General features: G+C 64.0%; 13 protein-coding genes. 7 read left to right on the top strand and 6 right to left on the bottom strand.

Going from position 1 to position 18,282, the window contains the following annotated elements:
• Positions 1–53: 53 nt before the first annotated feature.
• The 6 genes from ACFX4F_RS15510 to dnaA form a co-directional block, all read right to left on the bottom strand.
• Complete coding sequence (locus ACFX4F_RS15510) at positions 54–860, bottom strand: M48 family metallopeptidase (protein WP_117309120.1); 807 nt, start codon at positions 858–860, stop codon at positions 54–56.
• Positions 861–931: 71 nt separating this feature from the next.
• Positions 932–1,777, bottom strand: a complete 846-nt coding sequence (locus ACFX4F_RS15515; protein WP_380656818.1) for a CPBP family intramembrane glutamic endopeptidase — start codon at positions 1,775–1,777, stop codon at positions 932–934.
• Between the two features lie 67 nt (positions 1,778–1,844).
• Positions 1,845–4,304: a DNA topoisomerase (ATP-hydrolyzing) subunit B gene (gyrB, locus tag ACFX4F_RS15520; protein WP_099819420.1), complete on the bottom strand. Its 2,460-nt coding sequence runs from the start codon at positions 4,302–4,304 to the stop codon at positions 1,845–1,847.
• Positions 4,305–4,416: 112 nt separating this feature from the next.
• Positions 4,417–5,511, bottom strand: coding sequence for a DNA replication/repair protein RecF (gene recF, locus ACFX4F_RS15525; protein ID WP_099819419.1), 1,095 nt, complete (start codon positions 5,509–5,511; stop codon positions 4,417–4,419).
• Positions 5,512–6,437: 926 nt separating this feature from the next.
• Positions 6,438–7,538 (bottom strand): DNA polymerase III subunit beta, encoded by a 1,101-nt coding sequence (gene dnaN / locus ACFX4F_RS15530; RefSeq protein WP_005411731.1) that lies wholly within the window; start codon positions 7,536–7,538, stop codon positions 6,438–6,440.
• Positions 7,539–7,814: 276 nt separating this feature from the next.
• On the bottom strand, positions 7,815–9,146 hold the full coding sequence (gene dnaA, locus ACFX4F_RS15535; RefSeq protein ID WP_089241915.1) for a chromosomal replication initiator protein DnaA: 1,332 nt from the start codon (positions 9,144–9,146) through the stop codon (positions 7,815–7,817).
• 254 nt (positions 9,147–9,400) lie between these two features.
• Here dnaA and rpmH point away from each other — a divergent pair, with 254 nt between their 5' ends.
• The 7 genes from rpmH to ACFX4F_RS15570 all read left to right on the top strand — a co-directional run bounded on the left by rpmH (position 9,401) and on the right by ACFX4F_RS15570 (position 18,159).
• Positions 9,401–9,541 (top strand): 50S ribosomal protein L34, encoded by a 141-nt coding sequence (rpmH, locus tag ACFX4F_RS15540; RefSeq protein ID WP_006404565.1) that lies wholly within the window; start codon positions 9,401–9,403, stop codon positions 9,539–9,541.
• Positions 9,542–9,546: 5 nt separating this feature from the next.
• Positions 9,547–10,041 carry a ribonuclease P protein component gene (gene rnpA, locus ACFX4F_RS15545; RefSeq protein WP_025875580.1) on the top strand — a complete coding sequence of 165 codons (495 nt, stop codon included), beginning with the start codon at positions 9,547–9,549 and terminating at the stop codon, positions 10,039–10,041.
• Positions 10,041–11,756, top strand: coding sequence for a membrane protein insertase YidC (gene yidC, locus ACFX4F_RS15550; protein ID WP_380656824.1), 1,716 nt, complete (start codon positions 10,041–10,043; stop codon positions 11,754–11,756). The genes rnpA and yidC overlap by 1 nt, the downstream gene beginning before the upstream one ends.
• Before the next feature lie 130 nt (positions 11,757–11,886).
• Positions 11,887–14,556, top strand: a complete 2,670-nt coding sequence (locus ACFX4F_RS15555) for a polysaccharide deacetylase family protein (RefSeq protein ID WP_380656827.1) — start codon at positions 11,887–11,889, stop codon at positions 14,554–14,556.
• A 3-nt stretch (positions 14,557–14,559) separates the two neighbouring features.
• Positions 14,560–15,909, top strand: coding sequence for a tRNA uridine-5-carboxymethylaminomethyl(34) synthesis GTPase MnmE (gene mnmE, locus ACFX4F_RS15560; protein WP_380656830.1), 1,350 nt, complete (start codon positions 14,560–14,562; stop codon positions 15,907–15,909).
• An 83-nt stretch (positions 15,910–15,992) separates the two neighbouring features.
• Positions 15,993–16,937, top strand: a complete 945-nt coding sequence (locus ACFX4F_RS15565) for a BRCT domain-containing protein (protein ID WP_380656833.1) — start codon at positions 15,993–15,995, stop codon at positions 16,935–16,937.
• 106 nt (positions 16,938–17,043) lie between these two features.
• Entirely contained in the window at positions 17,044–18,159 is a 1,116-nt protein-coding gene (locus ACFX4F_RS15570) for a glycerophosphodiester phosphodiesterase (RefSeq protein ID WP_380656836.1), read from the top strand.
• Positions 18,160–18,282: the final 123 nt, after the last annotated feature.

Below are 18,282 nucleotides of genomic sequence, written 5' to 3' on the forward strand. Positions count from 1 at the left end.
AGATGGCGTGAGAAATCGTTTTATGTGCTGCAATACAGCATGAATCTGCGCACTCAGCCACACTTTGGACGGCGTCCGGCCGCCTGGGCCTGCTGGTAGACGGGGCCGAGCGCCGGTACATCACGCTGCAACTCCCTGATCCGATTGGCTGGATCGGGATGGGTGGACAACCATTGGGGGCTGCGACCGCCACTGGCGGCCATCATGTTCTGCCACAGATCGACCGCCTGGGCAGGGTTGAATCCGGCCTCGGCCATCAATCGCTGACCGATTACGTCAGCCTCGCTCTCCTGGGTGCGTGAGCCGGGCAACAGGAACGCGGTCTGCGCCCCCATCCCGCCGAGCTGGTTGACCGTGCTGGCCGCGCCTTCGCCGCCATACGCGCCGGCCAACGCCCCCAGCACCGCCAATCCGGTCTGCGCGCCCATCTGCCGGGTAATGCGCTCTTCGTGGTGGCGGGCGATCACGTGGCCGATTTCATGGCCGATCACCGCGGCCAGCTGATCCTGGTTCCTGGCGACGCTGAAGATGCCGGTGTTGACCCCGACCTTGCCGCCGGGCAGGGCGAAAGCGTTGGGTTCCTTGTCGACGAAGACGGCCGTTTCCCACCGTACGCCACGGTACTGTGGTGGCAGCTGTGCAACCAGCGCGTTGACCACGCATTGCACGTAGCCGTTCTGGCGGCCGTCGCTGCTGATCTTCTCTTTCTGCTTGGTTTCGGCGAACGCCTGCGCACCCAGCTGGTCCAGCTGAGCCTGCGACACACCGCCCACCATCTGCCGACGGCCGGTGGGTGAAGTGGTGGTCGCGCAGGCGCTGACCAGAGTGGTGATGACGATGGCCAGCAGCAGTTGTTTCATGGACCCACCCCCGTGTTCAGAAGCCCAGTGTGTAACGGGTCTGCTTAATCTTTCGTCAAGCGGACAGCGCCTTACGTTGCCCCGAAAAACACCAGGGCTGCAAGCGCCACGGCATTGTTCAGTGCATGTGCGGCGATCGCCGCCCACAAGGTGCCGGTGCGGCGGTACAGCCAGCAGAATGCAGCGCCCATGCCGCCGTAAACCAGCCACAGCTGTGCGATCTCGGCCGGGCCATTTGCACTGGTACCGGGAATTTCATGGATGAGCGCGAACGCCAGGCTGCTCAGGATCATCCCCAGCCACGGTCGTCCGGCCTGCCACAGACGACCGAACAGGACCCGGCGGAAGAGGAGTTCTTCGTAGGCGGGTGCAAGCACCACGGCAAACAACGTCAGAAACAGCGGAAAGCGGGCAACCGCGTTCTGCATCAGTTCGAGGTTTGTCGGCACCGGCTCGATGCCCATCTGCTTGGCCACGAAGGCAATACCGTTGCTGCCGATCACGATCGCGCTGGCAACCAGCAGGGTCCACCCCCAGGTGGAGGGGCGACGGAGTGCGTCCCGCGAACGCTGCCGTTCGGCAGCGTTGGCCGGTCGGCGCCAGCAGTACACCAGCAGCGCTGCGCCACCGGTGGCGACCAGTGCCATCAGGATCTGCCCGAGCGCACCGGGTTGGCCGAGCTGCTGGGCGACCGCTGCCGTATCAGGCGTGCCGCCGCCGGATTTGGCGCTGGCATAACCCACCACGATGCCGCGGTAGAGCCCCCAGACCAGACCACTCACCAGGCTCAACCCGAACAGGGTGACGGCGGCGATGCCCAGATCAATGAAAAAACCTGCCAGCGGCGAGGAGGCGCGGGCGGTGGCAGTTGCCGGCGGGACCGGCGGCGGAGCGGAAACCGGGGCGGAAGCGGACATCGATTACCTGCGATCAAGGGACAAAAGCCGGCGCACCTCCCCGCGCGCCGGCCACGATCCGATTGTGTCAGATATCCAGGTTGGCGACCTTCAACGCGTTGTCTTCGATGAAGTCACGACGCGGTTCGACCACATCACCCATCAGGGTGCTGAAGATCTGGTCAGCGGCCACCGCGTCTTCGATACGTACCTGCAGCAGGCGACGGGTATCGGGATTCACGGTGGTATCCCACAGCTGTTCCGGATTCATTTCACCCAGACCCTTGAATCGCTGGATCTGACGGCCGCGCTTGGCTTCGTCCAGCAGCCAGTTGCGGGCCTGCGCGAACGAGTCGATCTCGATCGACTTGGCGCCACGGGTGATGACCGCGCCTTCGCGGACCAGACCGTGCAGCAGCTGCGCTGCCTGGTGGATGCCGCGCAGTTCGCCGCTTTCCAGCGCGGACAGCGGCAGCACCTGGATGTGCTGTTCGCCCATGTGGCTGCGGGTCACCAGTACGGCAGCCGGACGCTGCTCGTTGGGTTCCTGCAGTTCCAGGGTGAAACGGGCGCTGCCGAGGTTGCCTTGGTTGAGGTGCTTGGCCAGCGCGTCCAGGCCTTCGCCAGGACCTGCAGTGCGCAGGTTTTCCAGCTCCAACGGCATGAAGTCGACCAGCGCTTCGAGCAGGTTGCGATCGTAACGGTGGGTATTGCGGTTGATCGTGTCCTGCGCGGCAGCGTAGGCGAGCAACAGCTTTTCCAGCGCCACGCCATCGATCGGCGGCTCGCCGCTGGCCGGCACCAGCCCGGCATTTTCCACCGCGCTGCTGGCCAGATAGCTGTCCAGTGCCGGATCGTCCTTCAGGTACAGCTCCTGCTTGCCCTGCTTGATCTTGTACAGCGGCGGCAGGCCGATATAGACATAACCGCGCTCGATCAGCTCCGGCATCTGACGGTAGAAGAACGTCAGCAACAGGGTGCGGATGTGCGCGCCGTCGACGTCGGCGTCGGTCATGATGATGATCTTGTGGTAACGCAGCTTGTCCGGGTTGTACTCGTCGCGACCGATACCGGTGCCCAGCGCGGTGATCAGCGTACCCACCTGGTCGGACGCCAGCATGCGGTCGAAGCGTGCACGTTCCACGTTGAGGATCTTGCCGCGCAGCGGCAGCACGGCCTGGTTCTTGCGGTTGCGGCCCTGCTTGGCCGAACCACCTGCCGAATCACCCTCGACGATGAACAGTTCGGACAGCGCCGGATCCTTTTCCTGGCAGTCGGCCAGCTTGCCCGGCAGGCCGGCGATATCCAGCGCACCCTTGCGGCGGGTCAGGTCACGCGCCTTGCGCGCCGCTTCGCGGGCACGGGCAGCGTCGACGATCTTGCCGGCGATGGCCTTGGCTTCGTTCGGGTTTTCCTGCAGGAACTCTTCCAGGCGCTGGCCGAAGGCACTTTCCACGGCCGGGCGCACATCCGAGCTGACCAGCTTTTCCTTGGTCTGGCTGGAGAAGCTCGGGTCCGGCACCTTGACCGACAGCACCGCGATCATGCCTTCGCGCATGTCATCGCCGGTCAGGTTGATCTTGGCCTGCTTGGCGATGCCGTTCTGCTCGATGTAGTTGTTGAGCACGCGGGTCAACGCGCCGCGGAAGCCGGCCAGGTGGGTACCGCCGTCTTTCTGCGGAATGTTGTTGGTGAAGCAGTACATCGTCTCCTGGTAGGAGTCGGTCCACTGCAGCGCCACTTCCACGGTGATGCCGTTGGATTCGCCGGTTACAGAGATCACGTTCGGGTGCAACGGCGTCTTCAGCTGCGCCAGATGCTCCACGAAGCTGCGGATGCCGCCCTCGTAATGGAAGTCGTCGCGGCGGCCATCACCACGCTCGTCCACCAGCACGATCTTGACGCCGGAATTGAGGAAGGACAGTTCGCGCAGGCGACGGGCCAGGATGTCGTAGTGGAATTCCACATTGTCGTGGAAAGCCTTTACCGACGGCCAGAAGCGCAGGGTTGTACCGCGCTTGGTGCTGGGACCGACCTGCTTGAGCGGATGCAGTGCTGCGCCGTCGGCGTATTCCTGCTGGTAGTGGAAACCGCCCTGATAGATATCCAGGACCAGCTTCTGCGACAGCGCGTTGACCACGCTGACACCCACGCCGTGCAGGCCGCCGGAAACCTTGTAGCTGTTGTCGTCGAACTTGCCGCCTGCGTGCAGGACCGTCATCACGACTTCGGCAGCAGACACGTCGCGGTCGAGCTTTTTGCTCATCTGCTCGTGCTTGCCCGTCGGAATGCCGCGACCGTTGTCGGACACGCCTACCGAGCCATCGGCATGGATCGTCACCGAGACGTGGTCGGCATGGCCGGCGAGGGCTTCGTCGATTGAGTTGTCGACGACCTCGAACACCATGTGATGCAGGCCCGTGCCGTCATGGACGTCGCCGATGTACATGCCTGGGCGCTTGCGGACAGCCTCCAGGCCTTCCAGGGCCGTAATGCTGTTGGCGTCGTAGTTGCCGTTGTTTGCCGGGGTGTTCTGTTCGTCGGTCATTGCGCTTGCCGTAGGCTCCGCAGGTCGGACACCGCTTTGAGCGATGTGCCGAGAATGAAGGGATAGCAGCCTGAATTATACCAGCCGGGGCTGAGCGGCCTTGCCGTGCCCACTATGGCACAGCCACGATCTGTGCATGTTCCACGTGGAACCGGGTGACGTCGCTCAGGGTCTCCAGTGCCGCAGGCGTTTCAGTTGCGGTTATGAAGATCTGCGCCGGCGCAGCCAACAATCGGTGCAGGACCCGGGCCTGGTGGGTGCGATCCAGCTCCGAGGCCAGATCGTCGAGCGCGATGACGGGCCACTCGCCACGCTGCTCGGCGTAATCCTCTGCCTGGGCCAGCAGACAGGCGAGGGCGGTGAGCTTGGCCTGGCCGCGCGAGAGCGCATCGCGACCTGGAATGCTGTGGAACGCCACGCTCCAGTCCGCCCGGTGCGGGCCCAGCGAGGTATAACCCGCCTGACGGTCGCGTTCGCGTGCCAGCAGCAGTGCATCTGCCAGTGGAACCTCGCTTCGGCGCCAGCCCGGGCTTAGATTCAGGCCCACAATTCCCAGCTGAGGAGCCAATGCCTCGGCCAATGCGATCGTCCGGGACTGCAACCGCTCCAGATAGTGCTGCCGACGACTGGTCAGCGGCTCTCCCGCCTCGGCCAGCTCGTGATCCCAGGTATCGAGCATCCGCGACGGCCCGCCCTGCTTGAGCAGGGCGTTGCGCTGCTTCAACGCCCGCGAATAGCGCCGCCACAGGGAAAGGAAGTCTGGTTCCACGTGGAACAGGCCCCAATCGAGGAAACGCCGGCGCGGTTCACCACCACCACTCACCAAGGCATGGCTGCCTGGTTCAAAGGTGACCACCGCCAGAGCGGCACACAGGTTTCCGAGCTGAGCGACGTCTTCGCCATCCAGACGCCCCTTCCACTCCTGCCCACTATGGCGCAGGCCCGCCTTTCGCCGCTGAGCGGGCAGATCACCGCGTTGTTCGTCCCATTCCACGAAGACTTCCAGCGCTTCATGGCCCTGACGCACAAGGCCGTCGCGTACCCGCCCGCGGAAACTCCGCCCATAGGCCATCAGATGCAGCGCTTCAAGGACGCTGGTCTTGCCAGCACCATTGTCACCGGTCAGCAGATTCACCCCTGGCTGGGGCGACAGCTCCACCGCATCGAATCGACGCAACTGATGGAGGGCAAGACGACGAATCTGCATGGGATGCGACAGACCATCCGCACATGGCGGTAGAGGGGCGGGGAATCACCCAGCTTACTGCATTGGTCAAGCCAGCCGTCATGGCTGGACGCGGTCCGCGATCAGTGAGCCCTTGGCGGTGCCGGAGAACACATGTTTCACGTGATCGGGAGTGTGACTGCCAGCGAAAGACGATGGGACAGCGGCCGAAATCGTTCAAATCCAGCGGCCCGCCCAGGCTCAGGGAGCCCAGATTTCAACAATCCGGCGGCGGTTGTACGCCCACCCGGCCTGAAGGTGCGCCACGGTAACCGTCAGTACTCCGAAAATTCTTTGAAATCTGCTGACAACGGCCCTGCCAGGTTCCACAGATTTCAAGAAATTCGAAGCACCGGTTCCACGCCATCCACAGCGGGACTGTATGACTTATACACAAGGTGTGGGCGAACTGTGGATAAAAAAGGCACTTTTCCCTCGCGTCAAAACTATCCACAGGTTCCCCCCCAGGCTTGATGGGCTATATACAGGGGGTTTCAGACCTATAAAGTTCTTTAAATTCAAAAACATAGCCTACTTTTACATGAAATCTGGCCCTACCATCACCACCAAGCTTTTGATTTATACCCAGATTTAGAAGCTAGGGAGGCCCCGACTTTCCGCGAACGAGGCCTGTGGACAGAGAGGTCAGCACGCAGGGCAGGTCGCTTGATCCAGGACCGCGCCCTGATCGCATCCAAGCGGACTCAGCATTCCTGAAGGACTGGAACTCCTCGCTGGATCCACCACAGCGCGGATCCCACGCAAGAGCGGGGAAGCCTGGAACCTCTCATCAACCGCAAGCCCGAAGGTGCCAGAAAGATCTGGCACCGATGCTCCACGTGGAACAAAAAAAAAGACGCCCGGGAAATCCCGAGCGTCCATGTGTTCCACGTGGAACTGCGCGAAGGTCAGAGACGCAACGGCATCACCACGTGACGCGACTTCTCGCTGCTCGATTCACGTACCAGCGCCGACGAGTTGGAGTCGCGCAGCTGGATGATCACTTCTTCGTCGCGCAGCGCGGAGAGGGCATCCAGCAGATAGTTCACATTGAAGCCGATAGCCAGATCGCTGACCGTGGTGTCGGCTTCAATTTCTTCCTGGGCTTCTTCCTGCTCCGGGTTGTGCGCGCTGATCTTCAGGTTGCCCGGCGAGACTTCGACGCGGATGCCGCGGTACTTCTCGTTGGACAGGATCGCCGCACGCTGCAGCGAGGCACGCAGTGCTTCACGGTCGACCTTCACTTCACGGTCGGCACCGATCGGAATCACTGCCTCGTAATCCGGGAAGCGACCATCGATCAGCTTCGAGGTGAAGGTGACATCGTCGCGCTTGACACGAACGTGGCTGCGGCCGACTTCCAGCTCGATCTCGCGATCGCCGCTTTCCAGCAGGCGCTGCAGTTCGGTCACGCCCTTGCGCGGCACGATGATCTGGCGCTTGGAACCGCTGGGCTTGGCCAGATCGGTTTCGCACAGTGCCAGGCGATGACCGTCGGTCGCGACGGTGCGAAGGGCATCGCCGCGCAGATCGAACAGCAGGCCATTGAGGTAATAGCGCACGTCCTGCTGGGCCATCGCGAACGCCGTGCGCTCGATCAGCTCCTTCAGGGTGGCTTCGCCGATGGCAACGCGCTCGGTGGCTTCCACTTCGTCCACCGACGGGAAGTCGTTGGAGGGCAGGGTGGCCAGGGTGAAGCGGCTGCGACCTGCCTGCACGGTGATCTTGTCACCGGTCTGCGAGACGGTGATCCGGCTGCCATCGGGCAGTGCACGGATGATCTCGAACAGCTTGCGGGCCGGAATGGTGGTTTCGCCGTCCTGGGCATCTTCAACCGCGATCCGCGACACCATCTCCACTTCCAGGTCGGTACCGGTCAGCGACAGCTGGCCGTTCTGCACCTGCACCAGGAAATTGGCCAGAACCGGAAGGGTCTGGCGGCGTTCGACCACGTTGACGACCTGTGCCAACGGCTTGAGAAAGGCTTCGCGCTGCAGTGTGAAACGCATGTGGTTCCGTGCCCCTATGCTTTAAAAAAATGTGGAATAAATCAAAAGCTTGGTGGTGCTGGTAGAGCCAGAATCGCTGGAAAACACAGCTAAGTCTTTGTAAACAAAAGGGTTTCAGGCTTCGAAACCCTCTGCATTACCAGCCCCCAAGGGGTGGGGAAAGCTGTGGATAAATCTTCCGCGAAATCCAACGGCATTCTTATCCACACCCTGTCCCGCGCTTGCTACCGGATTCTGCACCGTTTTATGCGGTGACGCCTCATCGGCGTACGTGCATCATTCGCTCAGCTTCCGGATCAGCTTGTCCCAGTCCTCGCGGAGCTTGCCGTCGGCTTCCATCAGGGTGCGGATCTGCCGGCAGGCATGCAGCACCGTGGTGTGATCGCGACCGGCAAAGGCGTCGCCGATCTCGGGCAGGCTGTGTTCGGTCAGTTCCTTGGTCAGCGCCATGGCAACCTGGCGCGGACGGGCCAGCGACCGGGTCCGACGCTTGGACAGCAGATCCTTGATCTGCAGCCCGTAGTAGTCGGCAACGGTTTTCTGGATGTTGGGAATGCTGATCGCCTGCTGCTGGGCGCGCAGCAGATCGCGCAGGGTTTCCTGGGCGAATTCGGTGGTGATCGCGCGGCCAGTGAAATTGGCGCGGGCGGTCAGGGTATTCAGCGCGCCCTCGAGGTCGCGCACATTGGAGCGCATCTTCTTGGCAATCAGGAACGCAACGTCATCGGGAATCTCGGCACCACGCTCGCGGGCTTTGGCCAGCACGATCGCAGCGCGGGTCTCGAAGTCCGGCGGCTCGATCGCGACCGACAGGCCCCAGGCAAGACGCGACTTCAGGCGCGCTTCCAGGCCTTCGACTTCGCGCGGATAGCGGTCGCAGGTCAGGATGATCTGCTGCTTGCCATCGAACAACGCGTTGAAGGTGTGGAAGAACTCTTCCTGGGTGCGGTCCTTGCCTGCGAAGAACTGGATGTCATCGATCAGCAGCGCGTCGACCTGCTGGAACTGGCGCTTGAACTGATCCATGGTCTTTTCCTGCAAGGCCCGGATCATGGCGCTGAAGAACTGTTCCGAACGCAGGTACAGCACCTTGGCGCCCGGATTGGCCTGACGCATCGCGTTGCCGGCGGCGAACATCAGGTGGGTCTTGCCCAGGCCGGTGCCCCCATACAACAGCAGCGGATTGTGCGCGCGGTCGCCCGGCTTCTGTGCCGCCTGGAATGCTGCGGCCAGGCCCAGCTGGTTGCTGCGACCTTCGACGAAGTTGGCAAAGGTGTAGTGGTTGTCCAGGTTGCCGGCGAACGGGACCTGCGGCTGCACCGGCGCCTGCGCCGAATGGCTGGAAACCGGCGCGATCTGCGCGTCCACGGGCCGCGGGCGCGAGCCGATTTCAAGAAAAACGTCGCCGAAACCGGCAAAGTGGGTGACCAGCTCGCGGATCCGCGGCAGGTACAGTTCGCGCACCTGATCGACAATGAAGGCATTCGGTGCATACAGCACCAGGCTGTCAGCGCGCAGATCGGCCTGCAGCGGCTTCAACCAGGTGTGAACATCCTCGGGCGGGAACTCCGCCTCGAGTCGCTCGAGACTACGTGACCAGGCATCCATCAGCAATAATTGTCCGGTGGCCGATGCATAGGCGCGAAAAGGCGCCCAAACACAGGCCTGAAAGGGGGGAAATGGATGGCTCAGCCTACCACCGAGCGCCCGCCTTCGGAATGCTTGTCCCCTACTTATTCACAAAAAGATCCACAGCTATTGCACAGCCCGGTGAATTGGCGTAGCAGACAGGGGTTGACGGGAGGGGGGACACCTCTCTAAAATTTCCGGTTCTTTCCGTCCCATTCATACGAGAGGCCCACATGGCCACCAAGCGCACCTTCCAGCCCAGCAACCTCAAGCGTAAGCGCGACCACGGCTTCCGTGCCCGTATGAAGACCGCTGACGGCCGCAAGATCCTGTCGCGTCGCCGCGCCAAGGGCCGCAAAGTCCTGAGCGCCTGATTGCCATGCCGCATCCAGCGGCAGACGCAATCCATTCGACAGTGAATACTGCAGACCCGCGCAAGCGATTCCCTCGCTCTGCGCGGGTTCGCACGCGTGCCGAATATTCAACGGTCTTCAACGGCGCCCGCCGTGTGTCCGATCCGCTGATGACCCTGCACTGGCTACCGGCTGACCGGCCGGCCAGGCTGGGTCTGGCGGTTTCCCGCAAGGTCGATCCTCACGCCGTTGGGCGTAACCGGATCAAGCGCGTCCTGCGCGACGCCTTGCGTCAGACACGAACCGACATACAGCCAGGCGACTTCGTCGTCGTGGCTCGTACTGCTGCGCGTCATGCCAGCAACGAAGATATCCGCCAGGCCTTCCTGCGCCTGTTGCGGCGCCTGCGCGCATTGCCCGCGCCGGGCGTGGACGGCACAATGCCGCCGCCTGATGGCATTGCCATTTCCTCCGTCACCGAGCCGGCACCGCGTCCCGGCCCCGCTGAGCCTGCCTGCTGATGAACCAGACCCGTGTTTTCCTGATCTTTGCCTGGCTGATGGTGGCCGTGCTGCTGTGGATGGAGTGGAGCCGTGAGAAGTCCGCCCCGACCCCGGCGCCGACGACCAGCTCGGCCCCGGCCGCCGCACAGAGCGTCCCCGGTGCAGCCCCGGGCAGCGTCCCCAGCGCGCAGGTTCCCGGTGCCCCGGGCCAGCCCGCTGTACAGGCCCAGGCCAGCGCCACCCCGTCCGCACAGCGCGTGACCATCACCACCGACGTGCTGCGCCTGGTGCTCGATGGTGGCCGCGTGCTCGATGCCGAACTGCTGCAGTTCCCGCAGAGCAAGGACGAAGGCAGCCCGCCGGTACGCCTGCTGACCGAAGATCCCGCGCATCCGTACAGCGCGATCAGTGGTTGGGCCAGCGAAGACAAGAACACCCCGGTGCCGGGCGTCGACGGCTTCAAGCTGGTCGGTGATACCCGCGACTTCGTGCTGGCCAAGGGCCAGGACGAACTGCAGGTCCCGTTCGTGTGGACCGCCGACAACGGCGTGACCATCAAGCGCACCCTGATCGTGGGCCGCAACGAGTATGCGATCCGCTTCAAGGACGAAGTCAGCAACGCCGGCGCCGCACCGTGGAACGGCTACGTCTACCGCACCCTGGACCGCACCCCGACCATCCTGTCGCGGAGCATGACCAACCCGGACTCGTTCAGCTTCAACGGTGCCACCTGGTACGACAACGACAAGAAGTACCAGCGTCGTGCGTTCAAGGATTACCTCGACGATGGCGCGCTCAACCAGAACATCACCGGTGGTTGGCTGGCGATGCTGCAGCACCACTTCTTCACCGCCTGGATCCCGCAGAAGGACCAGACCGCACACTACGTGCTGTCGCAGGTGGCCGGTCGTGACCTGATCGAAGCGCGCGGCCCGGCCTTCACCGTGGCCCCGGGCCAGTCCACCAGCACCGAGGCCCGCCTGTGGGTCGGCCCGAAGCTGGTCAACCTGATCGCCAAGGAAGACGTGCCGGGTCTGGACCGCGTGGTCGACTACAGCCGTTTCTCGATGATGGCGGTGATCGGCCAGGGCCTGTTCTGGGTGCTCAACCAGGTGCACAAGCTGGTGGGCAACTGGGGCTGGGCCATTGTCGGCCTGGTGGTGCTGCTGAAGATCGTGCTGTACCCGCTGTCGGCGACGCAGTACAAGAGTGGCGCCAAGATGCGTCGCTTCCAGCCGCGCATCGCGCAGTTGAAGGAACGCTATGGCGATGACCGCCAGAAGTTCCAGACCGCGATGATGGAGCTGTACAAGAAGGAAAAGATCAATCCGATGGGCGGCTGCCTGCCGATCCTCATCCAGATGCCGATCTTCTTCGCCCTGTACTGGGTGCTGGTGGAATCGGTCGAACTGCGCCAGGCGCCCTGGTTCGGCTGGATCCAGGACCTGACCGCCCGCGACCCGTACTTCATCCTGCCGGTGATCAACGTGGCGGTGATGTGGTTCACCCAGAAGCTGACGCCGGCACCGGGCATGGACCCGATGCAGCAGAAGATGATGCAGTTCATGCCGCTGGTGTTCGGCGTCATGATGGCCTTCATGCCGTCCGGCCTGGTCCTGTACTGGGTGGTCAACGGTGGCCTGGGCCTGCTGCAGCAGTGGTGGATGACCAAGCGCCACGGCAGCGATCCGGTGCCGGCCACGGCGGCCACCGCCCCGGCCAAGAAGAAGTAAGAGGTAGACGTCGACCTTGGTCGACTGCCTCCCAGGGTCGATCGACCCAGCAAAGGCCCGCCGCAAGGCGGGCTTTTCGCATGCGGCGTTAGAATCGCCGGCACACCATTCCCCATTGTTCGAGTCCGCCATGCCGCGTGCGCCGTCGTTCCGCCTGTTCCTGCCCAGCCTGCTGCTGACCCTGCTCGTGGCCGGCTGCGGCGACAAGGACGCGCAGGCACCGGCGGCGGTTACCCAGCCGAGCGCACAGGCTGCCGCTGCCGCCGACCCGGCCGCAGCACCGCTGCTGGGCGCATTGCAGAAGCAGCTCGACGGCTATCGCCGGATCATCGTGCTGCTGGCCGACGAGGAACAGCAGTCCGCGGCCGATCGCACCACCTCCACCCGCATCGGCCAGCAGCTGTTCCACGACGGCCTGGAACAGCGCAGCGCCATTGCCGCGCAGTTCGACACGCTGCTGCGTGGTAGCAGCCCGCAGCGCTTCGCTACCCTGGGCACGGTGCTGGATTACATCGAGTCGGCACCGGAACTGTTCGATGCCGATCGCCTAGCGTTCCGCGAAGTGCTGCGTGATCTGCACGAACGCATCGGCGCCGATTCCTCGTTGCCGGCGGTGAAGCTGCACCAGCGCATCGGCGAAGACCTGGAGGCGCTGGACGAGATCGAGCGCAACTACAACCAGGAACTGACCCGCATCTTCAGCCGCTTCGAGCGCACCCGTGCCATCGGACTGAAGCGCGAGAAGTGGGACGACTACATCGCGCACCTGCACAAGGACTACAGCCGCGAAGCGATCCTGCGCGACTACGGCGTGATCGAGCCGTACCCGATGTCGATGAAGGACAGCGACCGCGAGATCTTCGGCCGCGACCTGCCGCCGAAGACGGTGGTGCTGACCTTCGACGATGGCCCGCACAAGGCCTATACCGATGAAGTGGTGGCCATCCTCAAGCGCTACGACGTACCGGGCGTGTTCTTCGAGGTCGGCCGTAACCTGGGCAAGGTCGAGACCGACGGCAAGGTCAGCCTTGGGCCGATGGCCAAGATCAGCCGCAACCTGATGGAAGAGGGCTACGCCGTCGGCAACCACAGCCTGACCCATGCGCAGCTGTCGCGTACCACCGGCGATGCGCTGCGGCAGCAGGTGCTGGACACCGACACCCTGCTGAAGGATGTCGACAGCAAGCGTGCACCGCTGTTCCGCTTCCCGTATGGCGCGCGCAACGCCGAAGGCCTGCAGCTGCTGAACGAGGCGGGCCTGAAGTCGATCATGTGGAACATCGATTCGATGGACTGGGCCGACCCGGTGCCGGAGTCGATCGTGCAGCGCGTGCTCGACCAGGTGAACAAGGAACAGCGCGGCATCATCCTGTTCCACGATATCCACGACCGCGCGGTGAAGGCACTGCCGCAGATCCTGGATCGGCTGATCGCCGACGGCTACCAGTTCGCTGGCTGGAATGGCCGCGACTTCAGCGTCGCCCGCCCGCGCAAGGGCAGCGACCGCGATGCCACCGTCACCACCGGCTACGAAAAATCGTGGGCGATCGTGGTCGGCATCGACAACTACGCCAAGTGGCCGAAGCTGGAATACGCCAGCCATGATGCGCAGGCGGTGGCCGACACGTTGACCGGGCAGTTCGGTTTCCCGTCCTCGCAGGTGATCGTGCTGAAGAACGAACAGGCCACCCGCAACAACATCCTGGCCGCCTTCCACGACCGCCTGGCCGATGACCGCACGGGAAAGAATGACCGCGTGTTCGTGTTCTTCGCCGGCCATGGCGCGACGCGCCAGCTCGCCTCCGGTCGTGACCTGGGCTACATCATCCCGGTCGATTCGGACCCGAAGGAATTCGCCACCGACGCCATCGCGATGACCGACATCCAGAACATCGCCGAGAGCATGCAGGCCAAGCATGTGATGTTCGTGATGGATGCCTGCTACAGCGGCCTCGGTTTGACCCGCGGCGGTCCGTCTTCGTCGTCGTTCCTGCGCGAGAACGCGCGCCGCAGCGCGCGGCAGATGCTGACCGCCGGTGGTGCCGACCAGCAGGTGGCCGATGCCGGCCCGAACGGACACTCGGTGTTTACCTGGGTGCTGCTGCAGGCATTGGCCGGCAAGGGCGACCTCAATGGCGATGGCCTGATCACCGGTACCGAGCTGGCCGCCTATGTGGCGCCGGCGGTGTCGGCGGTCTCGCAGCAGACGCCGGCGTTCGGCAGCCTGCCCGGTTCGCAGGGCGGCGAGTTCGTGTTCCAGGTGCCGGACAGCCAGGAATACCTCAACGCCGATACCCGGCAGCTGACGCCCGATGCGATCGCACTGAACAACAAGGTTGATGCCGCGCAGGATGCCAAGGGCGCCCAGGCGCCGGTGACCGTAGCCGACCTGCAGGGCGGCAAGGCCAAGCTGGTGGTGCCGACTGCCGGCCCGGCCTCTGACCGCCAGCGCGCGCAGCAGGCCAACGACCGTGGCCTGCAGCTGTACCGCGAGAAGCAGTACGACGAAGCCGCCGTGCAGTTCACCGAGGCGCTGAAGCTGCGCCCGGACTTCGCCCAGGCGGCCAACAACCTCGGCTTCGTCTACTACCGCCAGCAACGCTATGCAGAAGCGGCGCGCTGGCTTGAGAACACCCTGAAGATCGATCCGTCGCGCGCGGTGGCCCATCTCAATCTGGGCGACGCGTACTTCCATGCAGGCGACAAGACCAAGGCGAAGCAGGCCTACACCACCTACCTGGCGCTGCAGCCGCAGGGCAGTGGCGCGGCGCAGGCGCGCGCGCAGCTGGAGAAGCTCTGAGCGATGAACGATATGACGCGTACCGAGACCATCGTGGCCATTGCCAGCGCACCCGGTGCGGGCGGCGTCGGCCTGCTGCGCCTGTCAGGCCCACACGCTGCAGCCATCGCCAACGCGCTCGGCGCACCGACGTTGCGCCCGCGCCATGCGCACTACGCGCGCCTGCGCGATGCAGACGGCGAGGTCATCGACGATGGCATCGTGCTGTGGTTCCCGGCGCCCAACAGCTTCACCGGCGAAGAAGTGGTGGAGCTGCAGGGGCATGGCAGCCCGGTGTTGCTGCAACAACTGGTCGCGCGCTGCATCACGCTGGGCGCACGCCAGGCGCGGCCAGGTGAGTTCAGCGAGCGGGCGTTCCTCAACGGCAAGCTCGACCTGGCCCAGGCCGAAGCCATCGCCGATCTGATCGCCGCCGGTGACAACCGCGCCGCACGTGCTGCGCGCCGCTCGCTGGACGGTTTGTTCTCGCGTCGCATTGACACTGTGGTCGAACAGCTGGTGCTGCTGCGCATCCACGTGGAAGCGGCGATCGATTTCGCCGATGAACCGCTGGATACGCTGGGCGGTGCACAGGTGCGGCGCGGGCTCGAGCAGGCCCGCAGCGACCTGGCCCTGCTGCGTCGTGATGCCGAGCGCGGCCGTCGCCTGCGCGATGGCCTGCATGCCGTGCTGATCGGTCCACCGAATGCCGGCAAGAGTTCGCTGTTGAACGCGTTGGCCGGCAGCGAGCGCGCCATCGTTACCGACATCGCCGGCACCACCCGCGACACGCTGCGCGAGACCATCCGCCTGGATGGCCTGGAGCTGACCCTGGTCGATACCGCCGGCCTGCGCGAGGGTGGCGATGCCATCGAACGCGAAGGCATGCGTCGCGCGCATGTGGAAATCGAGCGCACCGACCTGGCGCTGATCGTGCTGGACGCGCGTGACCCGGCGGCGGGGGAAGCCGCGCTGGGCGATGCCGTGGCTGGCGTGCCACACAAGGTCTACATCCACAACAAGTCGGATCTGCTGTTGGGAACGCCCGAGCAGGACGATCCGGATCGTGTGTTCGTCTCGGCCGCTACCGGCGCGGGACTGGACGACCTGCATGCGCGTCTGCGTTCGATCGCCTCGGCCGGTGCGGGCGAGCAGGTGGACGGTGAGTTCTCCGCGCGTACGCGCCACGTGGATGCCATCGAGCGCGCACAGGAACATGCGCAGCGTGCCGATGCAGAGCTGCTGCACGAGCACCTGGAACTGGCGGCCGAAGAGCTGCGGCTGGCGCACGATGCGCTGGGCGAGATCACCGGGCAGATGAGTGCGGATGATCTGCTGGGAAGGATTTTCTCCAGCTTCTGCATTGGCAAGTAGTGCCGGGTCAGATCCCCGAAGGGGCTCTGACCTCAAGAAATGACGCGATCATCCCAATATTCCGGAACCTTTCCCGGTACGTCTTGAGTACCGGCGCCGACCACGCTAGCGTGCAGGAAATTCTGGCAAGGGAATGGCAGATGCACCCGGACCACGTTTCCTACGTTCACTTCACCGGCCCAGCGCAGCTCGCCCGCGCGCTGAACACACTGGCGGGCATCATCGAAGGGATCTCCATCGATGGAAAGATCAATGCCGATGAGCGTGGCTTCCTGACCCATTGGATCCAGGACCATCTACATCAGCGCCAGCAGCATCCCTTCACCGAACTGGTGCCGGTGGTAGAGCGTGCGCTTGGCGAGGGCCGCATGGACGAAGATACAGCGGAAGACCTGCGATGGTTGATCGACCGGATGCGTTCAACTGATCGGGTCAACGCCACCACGGCCGATCTCCAGCGGTTGCATGCTGTACTGGGCGGCATCATCGCTGATGGCTGCGTTTCGGAAACCGAGCTGCGTGGCCTCTCGGACTGGATGGAAGAGCATGTCCATCTGCAGGGATGCTGGCCCTACGATGAAATCGGACACCTGGTAGCCAAGGTACTGGCTGATGGTGTGGTGGATGGCCAGGAACAGGATCTACTTCGCCAATTCTTCAGCGAGTTCATCGCCCTTGGCGACGACCGCACGCTGACCACCCCCTCGATGCAGATCGCCGGAAGCCTGGTCGGGCTTTGTGCAGTGGGCCCAGAGATCCATTTCGAAGAGAAAGGATTCTGCTTCACCGGTGCTTCGTCCCGCGGCTCACGTGCCGAACTCCAAACGATGGTAACGGCCAGGGGAGGACGTGTGCACAGTGCACCGTCGAAGAAGGTGGACTACCTTGTAATCGGTGCGGAGGGAAATCCCTGCTGGAGTTACGCCTGCTACGGGCGCAAGGTGGAACGCGCAGTGGAACTTCGCAAGGAGGGATTGCGGATCATGATCGTTCACGAACGCGATTTCCACGACGCCCTGGTTGACTGAGGGAGTGGGTTCGGAGCCCCTTCGGGGATCCGACCCCGGTTCCCCCAACCTGTCACATTCCCGCCGCATACTGACGCCCATCACAAACCGCTTTGGGGAAGTCGCAGTGAAGTCGTGGGGTCGTGCGTTGCTGTTGTCGCTGGCCGTGGCACCATCGGTGGCCATGAGTGCTGAATCCTCCCCTCCGGCCGCGCCCAAGGTGTCGGTCTACGGTCATCGTGGCGCAAGCGCGCTGCTGCCCGAGCACACCCTGGCGGCTTATGCGCAGGCGATCGCCGACGGCGCCGATTACATCGAACCGGACCTGGTGATGACCAGGGACGGGGTGATGGTGGCCCGCCACGAGAACGAGATCGGTGGCACCACCGATGTGGCCGAGCACAAGGAATTCGCCAAGCGCAAGACCCGCAAGGTCATCGACGGGCAGACGGTCGAAGGCTGGTTCACCGAAGACTTCACCCTGGCCGAGCTGAAGACCCTGTACGCCCGCGAGCGCCTGCCGGAGTTCCGCAGCACCGCCTATGACGGCCAGTTCCGCATCGCCAGCCTGGACGAGATCCTGGCGTTCCTGGTCCAGCAGGCCGGTCGTGCCAACCGTGGCATCGGCCTGGTGCCGGAGATTAAGCACCCGACCTATTTCCAGTCGATCGGCCTGCCGATGGAAGACAAGGTGCTGGCTGCGCTGCGTGGCAACGCCTATACCAACGTCGGCCCGGTCACCATCCAGTCGTTCGAGACCGCCAACCTGCGTTACCTGCGCGGCAAGATCCCGCGTGGCAGCAACATCCGCCTGCTGCAGCTGCTGTGGAAGGGCGATACCCAGCCGGCCGACATCGCCAAGGCCGGCGGTGCGCTGACCTATGCGCAGATGATGACGCCAGCAGGTCTGAAGGACATCGCGACCTATGCCGATGGCATCGGCCCGGAGCTGCGCTCGATCATCCCGCTGGATGCCAACGGTGCGTTGGGTACGCCGACGTCGCTGGTGCGCGATGCGCACGCGGTGGGCCTGATGGTGATCCCGTACACCTTCCGCCCGGAGAACCATTTCCAGGCCAGCAACCTGCGCAAGGGCGCGGACAATGCGCGCAATGCGGAAGGGTCGATCGCCGAGATGCGCGCCTACCTGGCGACCGGCATCGATGCGTTCTTCACCGATGACCCGGCGCTGGGCCGGCAGGCGGTGGATGGAATGGGCGCGGCGGGAAACGCGGCGGATTGATGCGCCGGTGGTAGGTGCCAACCTTGGTTGGCACATGGTCGCTGCGGGGGCATGAACGCCGGAGGCAGGAGCGCCGACCAAGGTCGGCGGCTACCGGGTCATCGGTGCTCGGGGTCAGAGCCC

The organism is Stenotrophomonas sp. YIM B13575, assembly GCF_042787595.1.
GTDB classification, from domain to species: Bacteria; Pseudomonadota; Gammaproteobacteria; order Xanthomonadales; family Xanthomonadaceae; genus Stenotrophomonas; species Stenotrophomonas lactitubi_B.

Bases quoted from the DNA above. Each gene is read 5' to 3' on its own strand.
- ACFX4F_RS15510 (WP_117309120.1), bottom strand. From the start codon at position 860: ATGAAACAACTGCTGCTGGCCATCGTCATCACCACTCTGGTCAGCGCC.
- ACFX4F_RS15515 (WP_380656818.1), bottom strand. From the start codon at position 1,777: ATGTCCGCTTCCGCCCCGGTTTCCGCTCCGCCGCCGGTCCCGCCGGCA.
- gyrB (WP_099819420.1), bottom strand. From the start codon at position 4,304: ATGACCGACGAACAGAACACCCCGGCAAACAACGGCAACTACGACGCC.
- recF (WP_099819419.1), bottom strand. From the start codon at position 5,511: ATGCAGATTCGTCGTCTTGCCCTCCATCAGTTGCGTCGATTCGATGCG.
- dnaN (WP_005411731.1), bottom strand. From the start codon at position 7,538: ATGCGTTTCACACTGCAGCGCGAAGCCTTTCTCAAGCCGTTGGCACAG.
- dnaA (WP_089241915.1), bottom strand. From the start codon at position 9,146: ATGGATGCCTGGTCACGTAGTCTCGAGCGACTCGAGGCGGAGTTCCCG.
- rpmH (WP_006404565.1), top strand. From the start codon at position 9,401: ATGGCCACCAAGCGCACCTTCCAGCCCAGCAACCTCAAGCGTAAGCGC.
- rnpA (WP_025875580.1), top strand. From the start codon at position 9,547: ATGCCGCATCCAGCGGCAGACGCAATCCATTCGACAGTGAATACTGCA.
- yidC (WP_380656824.1), top strand. From the start codon at position 10,041: ATGAACCAGACCCGTGTTTTCCTGATCTTTGCCTGGCTGATGGTGGCC.
- ACFX4F_RS15555 (WP_380656827.1), top strand. From the start codon at position 11,887: ATGCCGCGTGCGCCGTCGTTCCGCCTGTTCCTGCCCAGCCTGCTGCTG.
- mnmE (WP_380656830.1), top strand. From the start codon at position 14,560: ATGAACGATATGACGCGTACCGAGACCATCGTGGCCATTGCCAGCGCA.